Here is a 20,059-nt window from a genome sequence, read left to right on the forward strand (position 1 = left end):
CTTATAGCTTTCGATTCGCCAATTCCTCAATCATGGCCGGTACTTCGGGTTCGCCTTTAAAGAAAGCTCCCTTTTTGCCTTTGGTCAGCGCCCAGCGATGAAGCCAAGATATGCCGCCCTTACCATAAAAGCGATCCTCGGAACGGTAAGCCGTGTCTTTTAACACCTCACCCAGTTGGACAAACGAATAGTTACGTCCTTTCAGACGCGCCAGTAAAGCGCCTAGATAATCAGCATTGATGGCGTTAGCGTGCATCAGCAGCGAATGCGCAATGGGTCGCCCGAAAAGCGAATCACTTTGTGCTTCATAATAGGCCACGCAATTTTCCATATAATCGACGTAGCGTTTGCCCACTTCCGATGCCAGCAACGTATCGCCAAGCAATAAAGCGTTGTCGTATGCACCAGAAAACAACCAGTCAGAATTATCGACCGTAACCGGAGCCTCCTGATAACCGCGTTGTTTCAGAAAAGCTTCGAGCGAATCTTTCTTAGCCTGCGAATCACCTTTCCGTAAAAACGGGTGCCTGAAATAGCGAAATGGCTTGTGCTGTTTTGTCACGAGATTTTTCACAATCTGTTCGCCGGCAATAACATCCGCCTTCATCTCGTCGAACGAAACCAGATTATAATCTTTGTGCGCGAATGTGTGATTACCCAATTCCAGACCAGCATTTATCCACATGGTCAAGAGCTTAATATGATCCGGGTCAGGTCGACCATTTGCCTGTAATGGCCTACCGATTACAAAGCCAATAGCCGGAACCTGAAATTTCGTGCAATGCGCTAGCAATTTCTGCGTCAGCTTTATCTGCGCGTCGGGCGTAACGTAGTATTTCGAAACAGTTGGTAAATCATCAATGGTAATTGCGATTTTTTTCTGGCCGTAGCCTACCAAAGCCAACAGCACACAAAGGCACAAAAGCAGCCCGCTACGTATCAATTGATGGTTGATCTTTTTCATGGCAAACGGCTCATCCATTCCTCTTCTTTCGCCCGCATTTGTGCTGCTTCTTCATCGGTTTTGTCGCCATAGCCGCATAGATGGAGCATACCGTGTGCCAAAACCCGGTGCATCTCCTGCTCAGGCGCATGACCCAACTGAGCAGCATTGTCAGCAACACGCTCAACGCTGATAAAGATATCGCCTTCGAGCTTACCTTCTTCTTCGCTCTGATCGAACGTAATGATATCGGTATAATAGTCATGCTGGAGATAATCGCGGTTTACCTGAAGCACATGTTCATCAGAACAGAAAATATAATTAAGCTCACCGATGGTGTAGCCTTCGCGCTCGGCTTCCTGTTTCAACCACTGGCGAACAGCCAGTTTCTGAGGAAGTTTATACGGTACGTCCTCATTAAAAAAACGAATCATAAAAGTCTGGTTATATCAGTCCATACGTAGCGGCAACAGTCCGAAAAGCTTCCGTCGGGGTTTTCCAGGGAAAGCTGCTCCTGATTATGTGCGCCTAAACTTTCGTAAAATTTTCGGGCGCTTGTGTTGTCAACTAACACCCAGAGGTAAAAACGAGTTGCTGATTTCTCTTCAACTGCCCAAAGAGCGGCTCGTTTAATCAGTTCAGTGCCAATACCCTGCCCTTTTTGCTGTTTATGAACGTGTAGATTATCGAGCAACGTTCCCCACGTAGCATCTTCGTTGGCATACGTACAGGCTAAACCACAAATTTTGCCATCTGTCAAAGCAACAATAACGTATTGATTTACTTCTGGTTTGGCTAAACGTTCGTACCATACGCTACGTCGGTTTACCAGCACATGATTCTCCAGAAAATCATCCTGCCAAATACCTCTGTAGTTTTGCTGCCAACTTAAGCTATGCAGTTGAGCAATTGCTTCAGCATCGGCTAAGGTTGCTTCGCGGTACGTAATCATTACGTTGTCAAATTTGCTGTAAATCTAAAAGTCGAACCCGGTGTTACAAGTTTATCGGGTTAGTTGCAGTTGAATTATATGCCGCCTACCCGACAATCTGGCGTCAAAAAGGGTTAATCTGTTTAAATCAGTTCTATTTACTATGAAAGCGATTTATCTCGAAGGTATTCATCAACCGATTCAATATACTGACCGACCAAAATCCGAAACTGGCGCAGGCCAAGTGCTGGTTAAGCTTCAGGCGGCTTCGCTGAATCATCGCGACGTTTACGTTCAGCAAGGCTTATATCCGGGTATAAAATTGCCGGTAATTTTGGGTTCCGATGGGTCGGGTATTGTGGAAGCAGTTGGCGAAGGTGTCGATACGTCGTGGTTGGGTAAATCGGTCGTTATCAATCCGGCACTGCATTGGGGCGATAATCCAGCCTTTTACGGAGCCGATTTCCGGATATTGGGAATGCCCGAAAACGGTACGTTTGCCGACTACATAGCAGTGGATGCCAACTACGTTCATCCAAAACCAGAATACCTTTCTTTCGAACAAGCAGCCGCTTTTCCACTGGCCGGATTAACAGCCTGGCGAGCCCTAATGTCGAGGGCGGGTTTGAAAACAGATAATGCTACGTTGCCCGAGAAGGTATTGATAACAGGTATCGGTGGTGGAGCAGCTTTGTTTGCGCTGCAATTTGCCGTAGCATCGGGAGCCGAGGTCTGGGTTACGTCTGGCTCCGACGAAAAACTGGCTAAAGCCAAAGAATTAGGCGCTACGGGCGGTATCAATTATCGAGAAACAGACTGGCATAAAACATTGATGGCGCAAACCGGAGGAGGACGCTCGGGTTATTTCAATGTAATTATTGATAGTGCTGGTGGCCCTAGTTTTGCTCGACTGATCGACGTAGCGGCACCGGGTGGGCGAATCGCTTTTTTCGGTGGAACAACGGGTAATATCACTGATATTGTACCGGCTAAAGTTTTCTTCAAGCAACTGTCAATCTTTGGTTCTACTATGGGCAACGAACGTGAGTTTGCGGAAATGCTTGCCTTTGTGGAGTTGAAAAAATTAGTCCCCATTATTGACTCCATCCTGCCTCTTGCAGAAGCGGAACAAGCCATGCTTAAAATGGAGTCAGGTAGTCAGCTGGGAAAAATTGTTCTAAAAATCAGTAGTTAACTAAATAGTAGACTGATTGTTTACTTGTTTTTTTATCCATTAAATAAGATTTTATCTACTAATCCACATAATGCTAAAGTTATCCACACAATAAATGTGGATAACTTTATGGTTACACACATTTCGCTCGTTTGAAGGATAGCGTACTATTTGCTACGTTTTCTACTTTGCAACATATAGTACTAAAACAGTAAAACAGGATGGGATTTAATGACAGTGATTCGTACTACGTATCATCTATCATTAAACCCAGTCCTGACCTTTATTTACCAGTTTTGAATTAATTCATTAAACTGCTCCAACAGGAATTTAGACGTTGGACCAACGTTGCCATCGGCAATAGCCAGATCGCCTATCTGCACAATAGGTAGTACTTTTTTAGTTGAGCTGGTTGTAAAGGCTTCATCGGCGTCATACAATTCAGAGAGCAAAACCGACCGTTCGACCACCTCGAAATCATTCTGTGCCAGTTGCATTATCGTCCGGCGAGTGATGCCATGCAGAATATGTTTGTCGGGCGTAATGAGCTGACTTCCTTTCACAATAAAGAAGTTACTACGGCTTAGTTCGCTTATTTCGCCCCCTTTCTGATACAATAAATCCGACGCGCCAGCCGCCCGAATGGCTTCAGCCATCAAAATAACCCGTTTGTAATCGGTGCTTTTCACTTCGGCCATTTCCCGAACGTATTCGTCCAGAATAACCTTGATACCCTGGTCATATTGAATAGACGGAGTCGGATGAATACTTTCGGCCAGAATCAGCAAATTGGGTCGCTCAATGCTCATGCCATCGGCCGAATAACCGCCCGTCATTACAAACCGAAACGCCATATCAGCCGGTGCACCTGCATTGACACTACGGTCGATAAGACCCATGATAACGGCGTAAGTTTCGTTTTTGGTTACCGGCAACGGCAAATGCATTCGCATCGCCGAATTTTGAAAGCGTTCCCAGTACCAATCCCATTGAAACGGCTTGCCGTTATACGTCAGGAAGTAATCGAACAAACCATACCCACGTAGCAGACTCAGATCTGTTACACCAATTGCAAGTTGGTCGGTTGGGGCAATTGTGCCATTGAAATAGCCGTAGTACATATAAATACGTTGTCTTTACCAGCAACAAAGGTACGGTAAATGCCCCAACTGACCGGAATTAGGCCTGTTTAAAATCGTAAACGTAATCCGAGCAGAAAATTACGACCCGCCTGCGGATAGTAATAATTATCGTTTACGACTCTACCTTCTGCTATGTAAGGAAATGCGGCTCCATTTGATTCATATAGAGCATTTAGCGCATTATTTAACAGGAACGTAACGGCGATTTCCTGCGCAAATTTTGGCTTGAAGGTATAAATCAGCCGAACGTCGTTCGTGAAATAGGGATTGAGCTTCCGACTTTCATCCGACGTGTTGTCCATATATTGTTTGCCAACATATTTCGAAAGAAGACTGACTTCTAGCCGTTTAAATGGGTTATATACTAATTGCGAACCAGCAATCAGATTGGGCGAAAATGAAATATCCGTCTGGCTGTATTGACGACCCACCTGCGTTCCGGCATCGTAATCATCGAGATACTGAATGAAGTTCTGAACCCGGTTGCGACTGAACGTAGCGTTTACATTCCAGCGGAGTTGTTTCGCCAGTCGCACGCCAGCTTCAAGCTCTAGTCCGGCCCGATAACTTACCGGAATATTGATTCGGTTGTAGGCACCTACATCGTTTAACTGACCTGACAAGACTAATTGATTCCTGTAATCCATGTAATAAACATTGGCGGTGAAGGCTATTTTCTCAGTCTGAATTTTATAACCAGCTTCATAATCAATCAGTCGTTCAGCTTTTGGGCGACTTTGCGGAGTCGACTGGGTGTAATCATCACGATTGGGTTCGCGATGCCCCACGCCTACCGATGCATAAACCGTAGCGCGGTCGTTCAGGCTGTACGTAAGACCTGCTTTCGGATTGAAAAAAGTTAGATTGGCATCCTGCTGTACATTTTGCAACTGATTGTTGAAACCCAGAAACGAGTATCCAACCTGTCGCACTTGTACATCGACGAAGCTATTTAGTCGATTCGTGAACTGATAGAAGGCTTTGGCGTATATATTGAAATCCGTTTTGACTGCATCATTATCATAATAATGCTGACGAATGTTGGTGTTTCCGGCGATACGTGCCCAGATGATTTCGCCGAAATGCTTTCCGCTATATTGATTCCAGCCACCACCGATATTGGCCGTTAACTTGCCAAAGCTGTTGTAATCAAGTGAGAATACAGTGCCATAAAAATGATTATCCAGCCAACGACGGCGAATAATATCGGTTTTGGTAATCACCGAATCGCCAATCGTTACGTTGGGTAAACCGTACTTGCTAAAGGCATCTTCGGGTTTGAACTGCTCATAATAACCACGGCCTTTCGTATAAAAAAGCGATACGTTCAAACGCCAGTTCCGACTCAGTTCATGAGACGTAATAAGCTGGTAGTTATCCTGCTGATAATTATCCGTCTCGTTATCATACGTATAAGGATTGTATGTCCGATTCGTTTTCACCAAACTTTCAGGAACACCACCCCACGATTGATACGTTTGCTCCTGCCCTGAAAATACGTTTAGCCGGAAAAAGCTCTTTTTTGTATAGTATCCACCCGAAATATAAAACGAGCGAAGATCGGAGAAAGCCCGGTCAACGAAACCATCAGAATAGATTTTCGACAGACGAGCATCCAGTACGAAGTGATTGTTAATCAATCCTGTCCCGGCCAATATATTCACCTTGCGCGTACCAAATGAACCGGCCGACAGATTGGTTTCAGCATAGGGTTTTTCTTCCAGTTTAGTCGTTTGAATATTTATGGAAGCCCCAAACGCCCCTGCACCGTTTGTCGACGTACCAACGCCCCGCTGAATTTGAACCGTACTAACCGATGAAGCAAAGTCGGGCATGTTCACAAAAAACGTTCCCTGCGATTCAGCATCATTATAGGGAATACCATTGAGCGTCACGTTCACCCGCGTAGCATCGGAACCACGTATTCGAATACCTGTGTAACCCACACCAGCACCCGCATCGGACGTAGTGACAATGGAAGGCGTAAAATTGAGCAGTTGCGGAATATCCTGTCCTAAATTCAGCTTGTTTAAATCCTGACGCGTTACGTCAGTATAAGCAATTGCCGATTTCTGATTGGCCCGCGTAGCACTCACAACCACCTCATCAACAGCCACGGCTGTTTTGAGTAATTGAACCGTCAACGTAGCATTTTGAGCTAAGTCAACAACTTTTAGTTGAGGCTCATACCCCAGCAGCGACACACGTACTGAAACATTCCCCGGCTTCAGATTATTTAGTTGAAAAGCACCTTTGGCATCGGTAAACGTACCTTTATAAGTACCTTCCAGCACAATAGCAGCACCGGGCAACGTACCACCATCGGCATCGCTAACAGTACCCGAAATTGAAAGTTGAGCCCAGACGGGCAACGTTGATAGGCACAACAAACCTATCAAGGGTAAAACATAGGCGAAAAATCGCACAATCGTACCTTTTTTCATCATTGAAAAAGAGTGACGATAGGCAAGGGGCCAAACCTACCAGTATGTTGGTATAGTTTTTGTAAAAGCTCATCAGAAAACTATCTGTGAGCACATTTCCCTTCACAGCATTACCTGCGCAGGTTCAATGGGTATAATCTCAGCCCGTTGTATTAGGGCACCCCTAAGAAGATTAGCAGGAGCAAAGGTAACGTATTTTTAACATAACAAGTCCAGACATAGGTCGTTTCTTTATAAAACCCCTATCGCTATACATATGAACGAATTTGATCTAGTTGTGCTCCAGGAAGATATCTCACATGGCCGTTTGAAATCAGGCGACATAGGAACCATTATGACTGTGTATAATAATGGTCAAGCTTTTGAGGTAGAATTTGTGACATTGACAGGTGAAGCCATTGCCACTGAAACGTTATTAGCCAATCAAATCAGGTCTGTTAGACCTTCTGAAGTACTGGCTGTACGCGACATGACCCTATGTACCGAATAATATTCGTAAATATTTAAGACTTAGGCTTTTTCACAATAGTAAATATTCCTAATTTTGCAGTCCAAATTGCAAAAGCATGAGCAAGAAGAACAGCGGATTGGAGTTTCTGGAAGACCCAGACGCGTTGGCCGGTCAATTTGAACGGGCTGAAGATTTTTTTGACCAGAACCGAAATATCATATTCGGGGTAGTAGGTGGGATTGTGTTGTTGATTGCTGGTTTCTTCGGCTATCGCTACTACATCGGTACACAGGACGAAACGGCACAGACCGAATTGTTCCCATCGGTTTATCAACTTGAAGCAGATTCGCTGAAGAAAGCGATCAGTGGCGACGGTAAAACGCCCGGCCTTCTTGCTGTAGCCGAAAATTACGGTTCCACAAAAGGTGGTAATCTGGCTGAGTTTTATACGGGATTAGCTTTTCTTAAACAAGGTAAGTACGACGATGCAATCACACACCTGAATAATTTCAGTTCGTCTGATTTGCTGGTTCAGGCACGTGCCTATGGACTTATTGGTGATGCCAATATGGAGAAGAAGAGCTTTGAAGAAGCAGCTAGTTACTATCGTAAAGCGGCAGATTATAAGCCAAATAAATTCTTCACGCCCGGTTATTTGCTGAAACTGGCTGTCGCTTACGAACAAGCCAAGCAGAACGATAAGGCGCTTGACGCGTATAACGAAATTATTGAAAAGTACGGACAGTCGGCAGAGGCTGTCAATGCCAAGAAGTATAAATCCGTGCTCGAAGCAACGGTCGGCGAGTCGTAAGCGTACTTGAACTCTCAATACAGCAAAAGGACAAAGCCGACCGGTTTTGTCCTTTTTTATTGACCATCAACCTCTACTCCAATGGCTTCTGCCCAAAAAAATCTGAGTGTCTTTTCAACAGACGTATTACCTGATATCAGCAATCGTCGGTTTGCCATACTGGTTTCAGAATGGAACAGTGAAGTTACCGAAGCTCTTTTCGACGGCGCTTACCAAACATTGCTGAAGCATGGTGCCCAACCCGAAAACGTAGTGCGTGGCAACGTACCGGGTAGCTACGAACTAAGTTTAGGTGCCCAATGGTTTGCCCAGCGCGATGATATTGATGCAGTAATTGCCATCGGTTGCGTTATTCAGGGCGAAACAAAACATAACGATTACATCAATCACAGTGTGGCCCAAGGGCTGACCAATGTTGGTCTGAAAACGAGTAAGCCTGTTATTTTCGGCGTACTAACTCCCAACGACCAACAACAGGCGCTTGATCGGGCAGGTGGAATACATGGTAATAAAGGCGACGAAGCCGCTATTACGGCCATCAAAATGATTGGCTTACAAGAACAGGTTTATACTAAATTTTAAAGAGTGAAAGTGCGAATGAGCGAAAGTGTGATTACAACTGCGCTCGTTGCTTCGCTCTTTCTCTGATTCACCCTTTCATTCATAAAAAAATGCACGTTTGGAAATTTGGTGGTACGTCGGTTGGAAAACCCGAACGCATGCACTCGATCCGTAATCTGATTACAGAAGACAGCACCCAGAAAATTGTCGTTTTATCGGCTCTATCTGGCTCAACCAATGCGTTACTGGCTATCGGCGAAGCGTTGAAAGCCAATAATGATACCGACGCACAAGCAAAAATTGATGCGCTGAAAGCCCATTACGATAGTTTCATCGGTGAACTATATAAAACAGAGAAAGGAAAAACCGCTGGGCAGCAGATTATTGATAACGAGTTTTCATTTATTCGCTCGTTGGGAACAATCAAGCCATTCACGCTCAAACAGGAGAAAGAACTGGTAGCGGAAGGTGAGTTGCTGAGTACACAGATTTTCCAGGCGTATCTGGTGGAGGAAGGTATTTCATCTGCCTTATTACCAGCGCTTGAATTCATGCGCATCGATGCCGACAATGAACCGGAAATCCACTATACGCAGGAGAAATTAGCTGAACTACTTTCTCAGCACAGCGACAAACATATTATTGTAACCCAGGGCTTTATCTGCCGAAATCCTCGTGGAGAGGTCGATAATTTAAAGCGTGGTGGCTCAGATTACACCGCTTCACTGATTGGTGGAGCGATTAAGGCTGAAGAAATCCAAATCTGGACCGACATCGACGGAATGCATAATAACGACCCACGTATCGTAAAAAATACGTTCCCGGTTCGTGAGCTAACGTTCGATGAAGCGGCTGAACTGGCTTACTTCGGCGCAAAAATTCTGCATCCGTCTACCATTACACCTGCGCGTATGTTCGGTGTACCGGTACGTCTGAAAAATACGATGGAACCAAGTGCACCCGGTACGCTGATCGCCGACCGCACCTCGAGCGAAGTGTTCAAAGCAATTGCGGCCAAAGATGGTATCACGGCTCTATACATTCACTCAACCCGTATGCTAAATGCGTATGGCTTCCTGCGTCGTATTTTCGAGATTTTCGAGAAATACAAAACACCGGTTGATATGATTACTACGTCGGAAGTATCGGTATCAGTAACAATCGATAATACCGAACGTATTCAAGAAATCACGGACGAACTTAATACGTTCTGCACACTCGAAGAACCGGATTACGATCAGACGATTATTTGTATTGTTGGCAATTTTAGTGCTGATAACGAAGGAGTTGCCGTTCGGGTTTTCAATGCGATGAAAAATATACCTATCCGTATGGTTTCGTACGGCGGCACCGAAAGTAATCTGTCATTACTTGTTCATGGCCGCTATAAAGCCGATGCATTGAACGCACTGAACGACGGGCTATTTTCGGCGTAATCCCGAATTGTATCAACGTAACAATTGACTACGTAGAGTCGATCTATTAACTAAGACGAATTATTCCTACAAACTAATGCTTCAACTTGCCTTCATTCGTGAGAATAAAGAAACTGTATTGGCAGGCCTTCAGAAACGCCATTTTGCCGATGCTCCAGCCGTTGTTGAGCAATTACTGACGCTCGACCAGCAACGACGTGATACCCAACGTGAACTAGATGATACGTTGGCTCAGTCGAATGCAAAAGCGAGTCAGATTGGGGCATTGATGAAAAGTGGTGATAAGACTGCTGCTGAAGCGGCCAAAGCCGAAACTGCTGAGCTAAAAACTCGTTCGAAAGAGCTGGGTGAATCGCTACGTCAACTCGAAACCGATCTTCAGAACGTACTGGTTACGGTACCTAACATACCTCATAGCAGCGTACCGGCAGGACGTAGCGCCGACGATAATGAAGTGGTGCTGGAACATGGCGAGAAGCCGAACCTTCACGAAGGTGCTCAGCCACACTGGGAACTCATCAAAAAATATGGTCCAGACGGCGGACCTATGATCGATTTTGAGCTGGGCGTTAAAATTTCAGGCGCTGGTTTTCCAGTATATAGAGGTAAAGCAGCTCGTCTTCAGCGGGCCATGATTAATTTCTTTCTGGATGAAGCGCTGAAAATCGGTTATGCAGAGGTTCAGCCGCCGATCGTGGTAAACGAAGATTCGGGCTTTGGCACGGGTCAGCTACCCGATAAAGAAGGACAGATGTACTACGCTTCAGCAGATAATCTGTATCTGATTCCTACCGCTGAAGTTCCGATTACGAATTTATATCGTGATGTGATTCTGCCAGAAAACCAGTTGCCTGTCAAAAATGTAGGTTATACGCCTTGTTTTCGTCGGGAAGCGGGTTCGTGGGGTGCTCACGTGCGTGGCCTAAACCGGTTGCATCAGTTCGATAAAGTTGAAATTGTCCGTATCGAAAAGCCTGAAAATTCGTATGCTGCGCTGGAAGAGATGAGCCAGTACGTTCAGGGATTACTGCAAAAGCTGGAGTTGCCCTACCGTGTGCTACGTCTTTGTGGTGGCGACATGGGTTTCACATCGGCTCTAACGTATGATATGGAAGTCTGGTCAGCTGCACAGCAACGCTGGCTCGAGGTAAGCTCGGTTTCGAACTTCGAGACGTATCAGGCTAACCGGCTTAAACTACGAGCCAAACTGGAAGGGAAAATGCAACTTTTGCATACGCTCAATGGCTCAGCACTGGCCCTTCCGCGTATTCTGGCGTCTATACTCGAAAACAATCAGACGCCAGAAGGCATTCGTATTCCAGCCGTATTGGTACCCTATTGCGGATTCGACGTAATCAATTAACAGTCACAGGAATAATTGGCATAACCCGGATAACGGGGCGACAATTTACCCGAAACGCTGATGACTTTGTCGAGTGGGATGGTTTCGCCCGTTGCCAGTTCAAGCCATTCAGCACCGTCGCTGTAGACAAGTTGTTTAATCAATACGTCGGTTTTTATGAATTCGCTCAAATCGGTCAGGTATTCGAGACGTACGAATTTACCGGGTACAATGGCCGACCGAAAATCGGCTTCTGAAATCAGAAAATCGGGGTTATTCAGGTTCGTTTCCATATCTGAATAACAAGTTCATAAAACGAAACGTGCCACGAAGTCAGCTTCGTGGCACGTTTCGTTTTATTCATTCGGTCGGTTATTATCCTACAGCATCCAGTTGTTTTTGTAGATCCCGAAGAATGGTTTCTTTCATCGCAATCTTACGTTTCTGGGTATTGATCTTGTTCAATATCTGCTTATCGGCTTCGTTATATGGATCGAGGCCGTCGGCATCCTGAAGAGCAAACTGCAAATCGCTCTTCTCCCGACGTACCAGATATTCCATTTCCCGAATCTTTGTCCGAATTTGTTCGCTCTGACTTTTCAGTTCAAAAGCAGGATATTTTCGGGTAATGACACGGCCAAGGTAGCTCAATTCGAAAATTTTGTCGCAGGCAGCCCGGAAACGGTCATTCAGCGATTTGTCCTGCAATTTGAATGGAACCCTCACTTCTTTCCAGCTATTGAGCAGTACTTTAGCCCGATCGGCAGCGGCAAAAATGTCAGACTGTTTCGATAGTTTTTCAACTTCATCGACCATTTTCATCTGTGCCTCAATACGTGGGTCAATCCGCTTCTCAATTACAATGCCTTTCGCGTCATTATACTTCGCGTAAAACATTGTGGTGGCTTTCTTGAACTGCTTATAGAGTTTGCCACTTTTCTTGATCGGTACTTCGCCAACAGCTTTCCAGGCATTATTTAGCTTACGTACTTCCTGAAAAGCCGCATCCAGATCACCTAGACGATTAGCCCGGAAGGCCAAACGAATCAGCTCATCGTACTTATCCAGACGCTCCTGAATAATTTTGTTCTGCTCGTTGAAGAATTCACGGCGACGCTGGAAAAAGCTATCCAGCAACTCCTGAAAACGCCCTTCAACAGCCGTTTCCGATGCTTTTTCAACAGGCCCCGTCTTAATCCACTTCGTCTTGATTTCCTGCAAGGCATCGGCCACCGGGCGCCAGTCATTGCTATCCACAATGGCTTCCGCTTCGGCAATCAGAGCCTGCTTGATCTCAAGATTTTTGCGTTGATTAACGGTAATCAGCTCCGATAACAGTTTCTCCTGCTCATCTAATCGATCAAGCAAGGGCAAAAAGTCGCCAAGGGCATCGAAGCCAATCAGTTTTTTGCGGAGTTGAACCAGTTTTGTCAGATAAGAGCCTTTGTTTTGAGCTTCCTCGATGTCTTTCTCGAGCTGACCAACTTTGTTTTCCGCAATGATGAAGCGATTCTTAAAATAATCGAGCGCTTCCTGCTCCGTGCGTTTTACTTCGCCAATCTGGCGGTCTTCATATTCCAGGTAGCCTTTTAAAAATACCTTTCCGTCTTTGACGTAACCGTATTCATCTACCAGTGAAGCGTTTTCCATTAATGTACTTGGTTAAGGCTGCGCTGTAGGTTAATTTTGAGGATTGTTGCCAACCACAAATCTATTAGAAATTAATGAGTCAGGAAACCATAATTTTCTCGATGGCAGGCGTGAGTAAAAATATTCCGCCAAACCGACAAATCCTAAAGAATATATACCTTTCCTTTTTTTATGGTGCCAAAATAGGCGTTTTAGGATTAAATGGGTCGGGAAAATCAACACTTCTCCGCATCATTGCAGGTATAGACAAAAATTATACCGGAGAAGTTGTTTTCTCGCCCGGATATTCTGTCGGCATGCTCGAACAGGAACCAAAGTTCGAACCGGGCAAGACCGTTCGGGAAGCAGTAGAAGAAGGTGTTCAGGAAGTTGTGAACCTGTTGAAAGAATTCGACGAGATCAACGAAGCCTTTGGCGATCCTGATGCTGACTTCGATAAACTGATCGCGCGGCAGGGTGAAGTGCAGGAAAAGCTTGACCATCACAACGCTTGGGAACTCGACCAGAAACTGGAGCGGGCTATGGACGCGCTACGTTGTCCACCTCAGGAGGCACTTATCGAAAATCTTTCCGGTGGTGAAAAACGGCGGGTAGCTTTATGTCGGTTACTGCTTCAGCAACCCGACGTACTATTATTGGATGAGCCGACCAACCACCTCGATGCAGAATCAGTGCTTTGGCTGGAAGAACATCTTCGGCAATATCCCGGAACGGTTATCGCTGTAACCCACGACCGGTATTTTCTGGATAACGTAGCAGGCTGGATTCTCGAACTTGACCGTGGCGAAGGTATTCCCTGGAAAGGAAATTATTCGTCGTGGCTCGACCAGAAACAACAACGGTTAGCGCGCGAAGAAAAAACGGAATCAAAGCGGCAAAAAACCCTGCAACGTGAATTAGAATGGGTTAAAATGGCCCCTAAAGCGCGTCAGGCTAAATCGAAAGCTCGTTTGGGCGCTTACGAACGATTGCTGGATGAAGACAATCGCCAGAAAGAAGAACGGCTCGAAATTTTCATTCCATCGGGGCCACGTCTGGGAGCGAAAGTTATTGAAGCTGAGGACGTAGCAAAAGCGTTTGGTGACCGGTTATTATTCGAACATTTGAATTTCCGATTGCCACAGGGTGGTATTGTTGGTATTATTGGACCAAACGGTGCAGGTAAAACCACACTCTTCAAGCTTATTACCGGCCGTGATAAACCCAATACCGGTACGTTCGATGTGGGCGAAACTGTGAAAGTAGCTTATGTAGATCAGGAGCACGATGGCCTTGATCCCAACAAAACCGTTTATGAAACCATTGCGGGTGGAAACGACTGGATTATGCTGGGCGGAAAGCAATCGAACGCCCGCGCGTATGTAAGCCGCTTCAACTTTGCCGGAGCCGATCAGGAAAAGAAAATTGGTACGCTCTCGGGCGGTGAGCGCAACCGTGTCCATTTAGCCATGACGCTAAAGGAAGGTGCCAATTTGTTATTGCTCGATGAGCCAACCAACGATCTTGACGTCAATACACTACGTGCGTTGGAAGAAGGTCTGGAAAATTTTGCCGGTTGCGCCGTAGTCATCAGCCACGACCGTTGGTTCCTCGACCGGATTGCTACGCACATTCTGGCTTTCGAAGGCGATTCACAAGTATATTGGTTTGAAGGAAACTTCTCAGAATACGAAGAAAACCGACGCAAACGCCTTGGCACCGATGCCACGCCAACGCGGATTAAGTATAAGAAGCTGGTGTAGTTGATGGCGATGCATATTATTTCGGTGAGTACCTTGAAGGCGTTCTGGGAGCAACACCCAGACGCCGAAGGTCCACTACGGGCATGGTATAGCGAAATTAAACGATCAGATTACCATAATCCGAATGAAGTTATTCGTGATTATCCAATGGCTGATACGGTCAAAAATAATCGGATTGTGTTCAACATCTGCCATAATAAGTATAGGCTCGTTGTGACGTTTCGATACAAATACAAACGAATCTACATTCGCTTTATCGGTACCCATAAGGAATATGATGCTATAGAAGACATTGCAAATATCTAATGTCATGAATATCAAACCAATTAAAACAGAGGCTGATTATCAAACAGTTCTTAGTCGTATTGACGAACTTATTGATTGTGCTGATGATAGTACGGAAGCTGATGAATTAGATGTGCTATCAATTTTGGTTGAAAGCTACGAGAGTGAACATTATCCTGTTTTGCCACCCGACCCAATTGATGCCATTCGTTTTCGAATGGAGCAAACTGGCATGTCGGAGCGGGAAGTAGCTGACTATTTGGGCGGGGAACAAACTGCCGAAGCTGTACTTAATCGCCGACAACCTTTAACTCTCGATATGATTAAACGGCTTTATCAACAGTTACACATACCGGCTGAGAGTCTATTAGCCTATTAATGACAAACTTATCCCGATTTCGGTCTCTAAAAAGCAGCAATAGAGTCAATATGACGACGATAGTCCTACACATTCTAAATTTTACGCTTAGAGACTTTTTTGACGTAACGTAGGATTCTAATTTTCATATCAGCGTATCAAAATTCGCTGATAGATAGCCGACTGGTCGGCAGGTTTTAGGTTAATCATATACATACCTGCTGACCAATCTGTTACTTCAAGTTCATAATCATTCTGACCAACGAGGAAACGTACTGGTCGTTCAACTACATGTCGACCCAATAAATCTGTAATTTCGAGTTGGGCTGTACCAGACGTAGTAGCTACGTAGCGTACCGTAATTTTATCGCGGGAAGGTATCGGAAAAACCGTCAGACTGGATTCAATATCAGGTTTTACAGACGTAATGGTTTCGTTGTTGAACAGATACGGTTTGGCGATAACTGCCCGCTCGAACTGGGGCGAACTCCAGAAAAGCCTCGCATTGGCATACCCTTCACTTTCGAAATATTCCATCCGAATATCATACAACTGCCCTTCTACCAAATCGACTTGGCCGAGCCATTCCATAGAAGGTTGCTGTGTCCAGTGATCGACGAGCAGTTTGTTATTTATCCATAGCCGGGTTCCGTCGTCTGTTTCCGTGAAAAAACTATACGTATCGGTAAGGGGAGCTTTTAGTTTTCCGGTCCAACGCACCGTAAAATTTTCTGAACCGATGCCCGAAGCGGGTTCATTTTCGGCCCAGTCGAAATCGATACGCTCATCTACACGGCTTAGGGTTGGCGTTCCACTTATTTCCCGGCTTTCTTTGAAATATTCTCCCCATAACCCGTTGCCCGATGAAGCTGGTAGTGCTTCATATTTCATATCAAGTTTTCCGCCACCCGCCACAACTTCATACGTAACAAGGCTTGCATTCTGGCCGTTTCCCCATCCTAAAAACTTATAAAACCCTTCTGGTGTAGCCAGATAAGGTTTTGTTTCCAGACTACGTAGCATTCCAACCACCGCATCGAATGTTACGTATCCGTCTTTCGGTGCACCATCTACATAAACTCGTACACCGGGTAAAGAGCTAGCAATGGAAATAGTAGCTATCTCTGGCTTAACATCAACAAATGTTTCGCTTGCGAGTCCCGATACGTCGGTAACCAGTAAATGTACCCGATACCAGACGGCTGTAGAGGTTTCGCCGACGCGAGGTACTCGGTAACTTCCGGTGTTCGTTCCCGAAACGGGGTCAAGAGCGGGGTGAACGTGGTCGTCATGGTGAAAATCAATCCACCACGTCATTTTGGCGTTTGCCAGCGTTTGCTGATTTGTAGTAAGTGCATCACCAACAAACATGATCAAGTCGCCACCGCGATACATAGTGTTTGTAACTGGCTGCCGAATCCGAGCGATTGGTCGCTGTGCCTGTACAACCTGCAACGGTATTTTTTTCGACGTATCGTTTCCAAGACCATTGCTTACAATACAATGAAACGTAGTATTATTATCGGCCAGAGTTGGGCTGTTGAGCAGAAAATTAGCCTGATTCGCACCTGCAATTGGTTTATCGTTCTGATACCATTGATACGTCAGTGGTTTTTGTCCCACAGCATCAACCGTAAACGTAACGGATTCACCAACAGGCACTAATTTCCCTGACGACTGCGTACTGATATAAGGTTTTCCTGAATCAAAAAATGACACTTTGTATAGCGACCCATTCCACGATGAGGTATTATCCTGCTGACTCCCCCCACCCATTCCTCCTCGCGCTACGTAGTACAGATACCCATCAGGGCTGGTAGCGATGGTCAACGGCCGGTCAATGTCTTTCAGGAACGTAGCGATTATCTGACCGTTCGCCGGATCGAGAATGTGAATACTCCCTTCGCAGTAATCGGAAAAGAAAACCCGACCTTTGTATTCATCGGGAAACCGAATTGTTGACGGATTATACGTAGCCAGTCCGGTTATCGCACAACCTGTATTATGATTATAAGCATAAATCGGATCGACGTAGTGTTCTGGTGCTGATTGATTTGTTCGATAACCTTCGATGAGCGGCCAGCCGTAATTTTGTCCTGCCCGGATGTCGTTAATTTCTTCGAAGCTATCGCCCCCAACATCACCCACCAGAAACTGCCCAGATACCGGATTGATATCCATTGAGAAAGGATTTCGCAGACCCAGTGCATAGATGGCACTGTAAGGAGCCTTCGTCTGATTGACAAATGGATTATCGGCCGGAATGCTTCCGTCTTCGTTCAGACGTAGTATTTTTCCCAGAAAGCTCGTCAGTTGCTGGGCAGCAGCTGCATTTGTACCATCTCCAATACCTACGTATAACTTCCGGTCAGGGCCGAACCGTAGTGCGCCAGCATTATGAACCGTACCCGGCAGTGGGTCAAGATCGAGTAATACGGTTTCGGTTTTAACGTCAGCTACGCCATTGACAAGCTGAAAGCGACTTAATCGGTTATGATTCTGATTTTTTACCGTGTAATAGACATAGAAATACGGCTTCTGTGGAAAATCAGGATGAAAGCACAATCCCAGCAATCCCCGCTCATTTGCTACGTCGACGTTCGGAATCGTCAGTAGTGGGTCAGGAGCCAGTACGTCGTTAATTACTTCCCGAATCTTCCCATCTTTCTCAACCACAAACAGCCGTCCATTGGGAGAAAAGACAAGTGTGGTTGGGTTAAGGTTACTAGCCACCTGCCGCTGTACAAAGCCCGCTGGTAGTTGAGCTAGCACCGGGCTTAAGTAAATAACTAGTAGAAACGTATATAATAAACGCATTAGCAATAGAGAAAAGCTTCTAAATTAACACTTTAGCCTGTCTCTATTACTTTCTGACGCTCAAATAATACGTTGGTTACTAACCAATAGCCTGTTCAAGATCTTTAATCAGATCGTCAACATCCTCAATACCAACGCTCAGCCGAATTAGGGTATCTTTTAAACCGTTACGTTGCCGTTCTTCTTTCGGAATACTGGCGTGCGTCATACTGGCGGGGTGTGTACAAAGTGATTCAACACCGCCCAGCGATTCGCCCAGCGAAAACACCTCGAAACTTTCCATAACCCGAACGGCGTCGGTCATTAAATCGCCTTTAAGCTCAAAGGAAAGCATACCGCCAAAGCCACGCATCTGCTTCTTCGCCAGCTCGTGCCCAACATGCGATTCCAACCCCGGATAATAAACCTGACTTACTTTGGGATGTTGTTTCAGGTAATTTGCCACCTGCATGGCATTTTCACAGTGACGCTGCATCCTGACATGCAGGGTTTTGATACCACGTAGCACCAAAAAACAGTCTTGCGGTCCCGGTACGGCACCACAGGCATTCTGAATAAAGGCCAGCCGTTGCGCCGTTTCATCATCGTTCAGAACAATGGCGCCCATTACCGTATCGGAGTGACCACCAAGGTATTTCGTAACCGAATGCATCACAATATCGGCACCTAAATCGAGCGGATTTTGCAAATAGGGCGATGCAAATGTATTGTCGACGACAAGCTGAATATTACGTTGTTTAGTAATAGCAGCCACTGCCGAAATATCGACCAGACGTAGCAACGGGTTGGTTGGCGTTTCAATCCAGACCATTTTTGTCGCCGACGAAATAGCTGATTCGAGATTTGCCGGATTCGATAGATCGACAAACTTGAACGTCAAACCAAATTCCTGAAACACACGTACCATAATTCGATACGTACCACCATACAAATCGTTACTGGCAATGATTTCATCACCCGGTTTGAACAGCTTCAAAATTGCATCGGTAGCGCCCAATCCCGACGAATAACAGATACCGTGTTTGCCGTTTTCGAGTGCCGCCAGATTAGTTTGCAGTACAGTTCGGGTTGGATTCTGCGTCCGTGCATACTCGTATCCCTTATGTTTACCCGGCGATTCCTGAACGTAGGTCGACGTCTGGTAAATTGGCGTCATAATTGCGCCGGTGGTAGGGTCCGGTTCGATACCGGCATGGATGGCTTTGGTTCCAAATTTCATAATCAAATGTAACGAAAATAGAAATCAACGTTTCTTCCGAAAACCACAAGTGCCCTCTTGACGTTTGATAGAAAGTGAAGAAAAGTATCTTAAAATCTCTTACCGGTCCTGCTGTTGCAGGCATCTTACTGTCTGTAACGCCAATTGTCTTTACGTCTGTACTGACCTACTATGCTGTTGTGTATGAGCACGTAATTGCTCAGTTTACAGCCTGGCATTGGGCCGGTATTACGTTGCTTTGCGCCATCACATCGGCTGGCCTTACGCCACCAACCATGCTTGCCCTCATTTTCGGCTATTTTCTGGGTTGGCAGGCCGTTTTGCCCATGTTCATGATCAATTTCGGCGGTATTCTTTTTATAAATGCGCTCGTTCGCTGGCTCGACCATGAGCAGGTGATGGCTTTTATTCGGCGAAATCCGAAATCTCAATCCGTACTTGATCGTATTTTAAATAACGAACTGGAAGTAATTTTTTTCGCGAAGCTCTCCCCTATTCTTCCTTTTGGTCTTACCAACTTATTATTTGCGTTATCAGGCGCTCGGCTAAAAAATATTTTACTAGGCGGTTTTTTCGGCATGACACCCCGAACACTTTTGGCAATCTGGTCGGGGCACGAAGCGCACGAAATCAGAACACTGCTCGAAAATCCAAATCAAAGTTCGACCACGCAGATTATTATAATTGCTCTGATTATTGTTTCTATAGTCGGCCTATGGCATGCTATTCAGAAGGCGCTCAAATAACGTAGCA

The 20,059-nt window shown here is 45.6% G+C and carries 19 protein-coding genes; 10 read left to right on the plus strand and 9 right to left on the minus strand.

What is annotated here, in order from left to right; translation table 11 throughout:
* Position 1: 1 nt before the first annotated feature.
* From ACYVD4_RS28910 to ACYVD4_RS28920, 3 genes are read right to left on the minus strand one after another with little or no spacing between them, the layout of a single operon-like run.
* Positions 2 to 964 carry a polysaccharide deacetylase family protein gene (locus tag ACYVD4_RS28910; RefSeq protein ID WP_460951560.1) on the minus strand — a complete coding sequence of 321 codons (963 nt, stop codon included), beginning with the start codon at positions 962 to 964 and terminating at the stop codon, positions 2 to 4.
* Positions 961 to 1,377, minus strand: a complete 417-nt coding sequence (ybeY, locus tag ACYVD4_RS28915) for an rRNA maturation RNase YbeY (protein ID WP_460951561.1) — start codon at positions 1,375 to 1,377, stop codon at positions 961 to 963. The genes ACYVD4_RS28910 and ybeY overlap by 4 nt, the downstream gene beginning before the upstream one ends.
* Positions 1,374 to 1,895: a GNAT family N-acetyltransferase gene (locus ACYVD4_RS28920; RefSeq protein WP_460951563.1), complete on the minus strand. Its 522-nt coding sequence runs from the start codon at positions 1,893 to 1,895 to the stop codon at positions 1,374 to 1,376. Before ACYVD4_RS28920 ends, ybeY begins: the two co-directional genes overlap by 4 nt.
* Before the next feature lie 142 nt (positions 1,896 to 2,037).
* Between ACYVD4_RS28920 and ACYVD4_RS28925 the strand changes: the two genes are divergently transcribed.
* Positions 2,038 to 3,069 carry a zinc-binding dehydrogenase gene (locus ACYVD4_RS28925; protein ID WP_460951565.1) on the plus strand — a complete coding sequence of 344 codons (1,032 nt, stop codon included), beginning with the start codon at positions 2,038 to 2,040 and terminating at the stop codon, positions 3,067 to 3,069.
* 266 nt (positions 3,070 to 3,335) lie between these two features.
* Here ACYVD4_RS28925 and ACYVD4_RS28930 read toward each other — a convergent pair whose 3' ends face one another.
* A complete protein-coding gene (locus ACYVD4_RS28930) occupies positions 3,336 to 4,169 on the minus strand; it encodes an aminotransferase class IV (protein WP_460951567.1) in 834 nt (277 codons plus the stop codon).
* A gap of 68 nt (positions 4,170 to 4,237) precedes the next feature.
* A complete protein-coding gene (locus tag ACYVD4_RS28935) occupies positions 4,238 to 6,634 on the minus strand; it encodes a TonB-dependent receptor (RefSeq protein WP_460951631.1) in 2,397 nt (798 codons plus the stop codon).
* Positions 6,635 to 6,890: 256 nt separating this feature from the next.
* Here ACYVD4_RS28935 and ACYVD4_RS28940 point away from each other — a divergent pair, with 256 nt between their 5' ends.
* The 5 genes from ACYVD4_RS28940 (at position 6,891) to serS (ending at position 11,256) form a co-directional block, all read left to right on the plus strand.
* Positions 6,891 to 7,124 (plus strand): DUF4926 domain-containing protein, encoded by a 234-nt coding sequence (locus ACYVD4_RS28940; RefSeq protein ID WP_460951568.1) that lies wholly within the window; start codon positions 6,891 to 6,893, stop codon positions 7,122 to 7,124.
* A 76-nt stretch (positions 7,125 to 7,200) separates the two neighbouring features.
* Entirely contained in the window at positions 7,201 to 7,896 is a 696-nt protein-coding gene (locus ACYVD4_RS28945; RefSeq protein ID WP_460951570.1) for a tetratricopeptide repeat protein, read from the plus strand.
* An 81-nt stretch (positions 7,897 to 7,977) separates the two neighbouring features.
* On the plus strand, positions 7,978 to 8,478 hold the full coding sequence (gene ribH, locus ACYVD4_RS28950; RefSeq protein ID WP_460951572.1) for a 6,7-dimethyl-8-ribityllumazine synthase: 501 nt from the start codon (positions 7,978 to 7,980) through the stop codon (positions 8,476 to 8,478).
* Positions 8,479 to 8,567: 89 nt separating this feature from the next.
* Positions 8,568 to 9,893, plus strand: coding sequence for an aspartate kinase (locus ACYVD4_RS28955; RefSeq protein ID WP_460951574.1), 1,326 nt, complete (start codon positions 8,568 to 8,570; stop codon positions 9,891 to 9,893).
* 76 nt (positions 9,894 to 9,969) lie between these two features.
* A complete protein-coding gene (serS, locus tag ACYVD4_RS28960) occupies positions 9,970 to 11,256 on the plus strand; it encodes a serine--tRNA ligase (protein WP_460951575.1) in 1,287 nt (428 codons plus the stop codon).
* Here serS and ACYVD4_RS28965 read toward each other — a convergent pair.
* Positions 11,253 to 11,528: a hypothetical protein gene (locus ACYVD4_RS28965; protein WP_460951577.1), complete on the minus strand. Its 276-nt coding sequence runs from the start codon at positions 11,526 to 11,528 to the stop codon at positions 11,253 to 11,255. The genes serS and ACYVD4_RS28965 overlap by 4 nt on opposite strands.
* 82 nt (positions 11,529 to 11,610) lie before the next feature.
* The gene (locus tag ACYVD4_RS28970; protein ID WP_460951579.1) at positions 11,611 to 12,885 is read right to left on the minus strand and encodes a DUF349 domain-containing protein; all 1,275 of its coding nucleotides are present in this window, start codon (positions 12,883 to 12,885) and stop codon (positions 11,611 to 11,613) included.
* 74 nt (positions 12,886 to 12,959) lie between these two features.
* Here ACYVD4_RS28970 and ettA point away from each other — a divergent pair, with 74 nt between their 5' ends.
* The 3 genes from ettA to ACYVD4_RS28985 are packed head-to-tail and all read left to right on the plus strand — an operon-like array spanning position 12,960 to position 15,291.
* Positions 12,960 to 14,627: an energy-dependent translational throttle protein EttA gene (gene ettA / locus ACYVD4_RS28975; protein WP_460951581.1), complete on the plus strand. Its 1,668-nt coding sequence runs from the start codon at positions 12,960 to 12,962 to the stop codon at positions 14,625 to 14,627.
* 3 nt (positions 14,628 to 14,630) lie between these two features.
* Positions 14,631 to 14,933, plus strand: coding sequence for a type II toxin-antitoxin system HigB family toxin (locus tag ACYVD4_RS28980; protein WP_460951582.1), 303 nt, complete (start codon positions 14,631 to 14,633; stop codon positions 14,931 to 14,933).
* Positions 14,934 to 14,937: 4 nt separating this feature from the next.
* A complete protein-coding gene (locus tag ACYVD4_RS28985) occupies positions 14,938 to 15,291 on the plus strand; it encodes a helix-turn-helix domain-containing protein (protein WP_460951584.1) in 354 nt (117 codons plus the stop codon).
* Positions 15,292 to 15,420: 129 nt separating this feature from the next.
* Here ACYVD4_RS28985 and ACYVD4_RS28990 read toward each other — a convergent pair whose 3' ends face one another.
* The gene (locus tag ACYVD4_RS28990) at positions 15,421 to 18,042 is read right to left on the minus strand and encodes a PQQ-dependent sugar dehydrogenase (RefSeq protein ID WP_460951586.1); all 2,622 of its coding nucleotides are present in this window, start codon (positions 18,040 to 18,042) and stop codon (positions 15,421 to 15,423) included.
* Between the two features lie 124 nt (positions 18,043 to 18,166).
* Entirely contained in the window at positions 18,167 to 19,306 is a 1,140-nt protein-coding gene (locus ACYVD4_RS28995; protein ID WP_460951587.1) for a cystathionine gamma-synthase, read from the minus strand.
* 74 nt (positions 19,307 to 19,380) lie between these two features.
* On the opposite strand from ACYVD4_RS28995, the gene ACYVD4_RS29000 reads away from it, so the two are divergent.
* On the plus strand, positions 19,381 to 20,052 hold the full coding sequence (locus ACYVD4_RS29000; protein WP_460951589.1) for a TVP38/TMEM64 family protein: 672 nt from the start codon (positions 19,381 to 19,383) through the stop codon (positions 20,050 to 20,052).
* Positions 20,053 to 20,059: the final 7 nt, after the last annotated feature.

Source organism: Spirosoma daeguense (assembly GCF_054776875.1).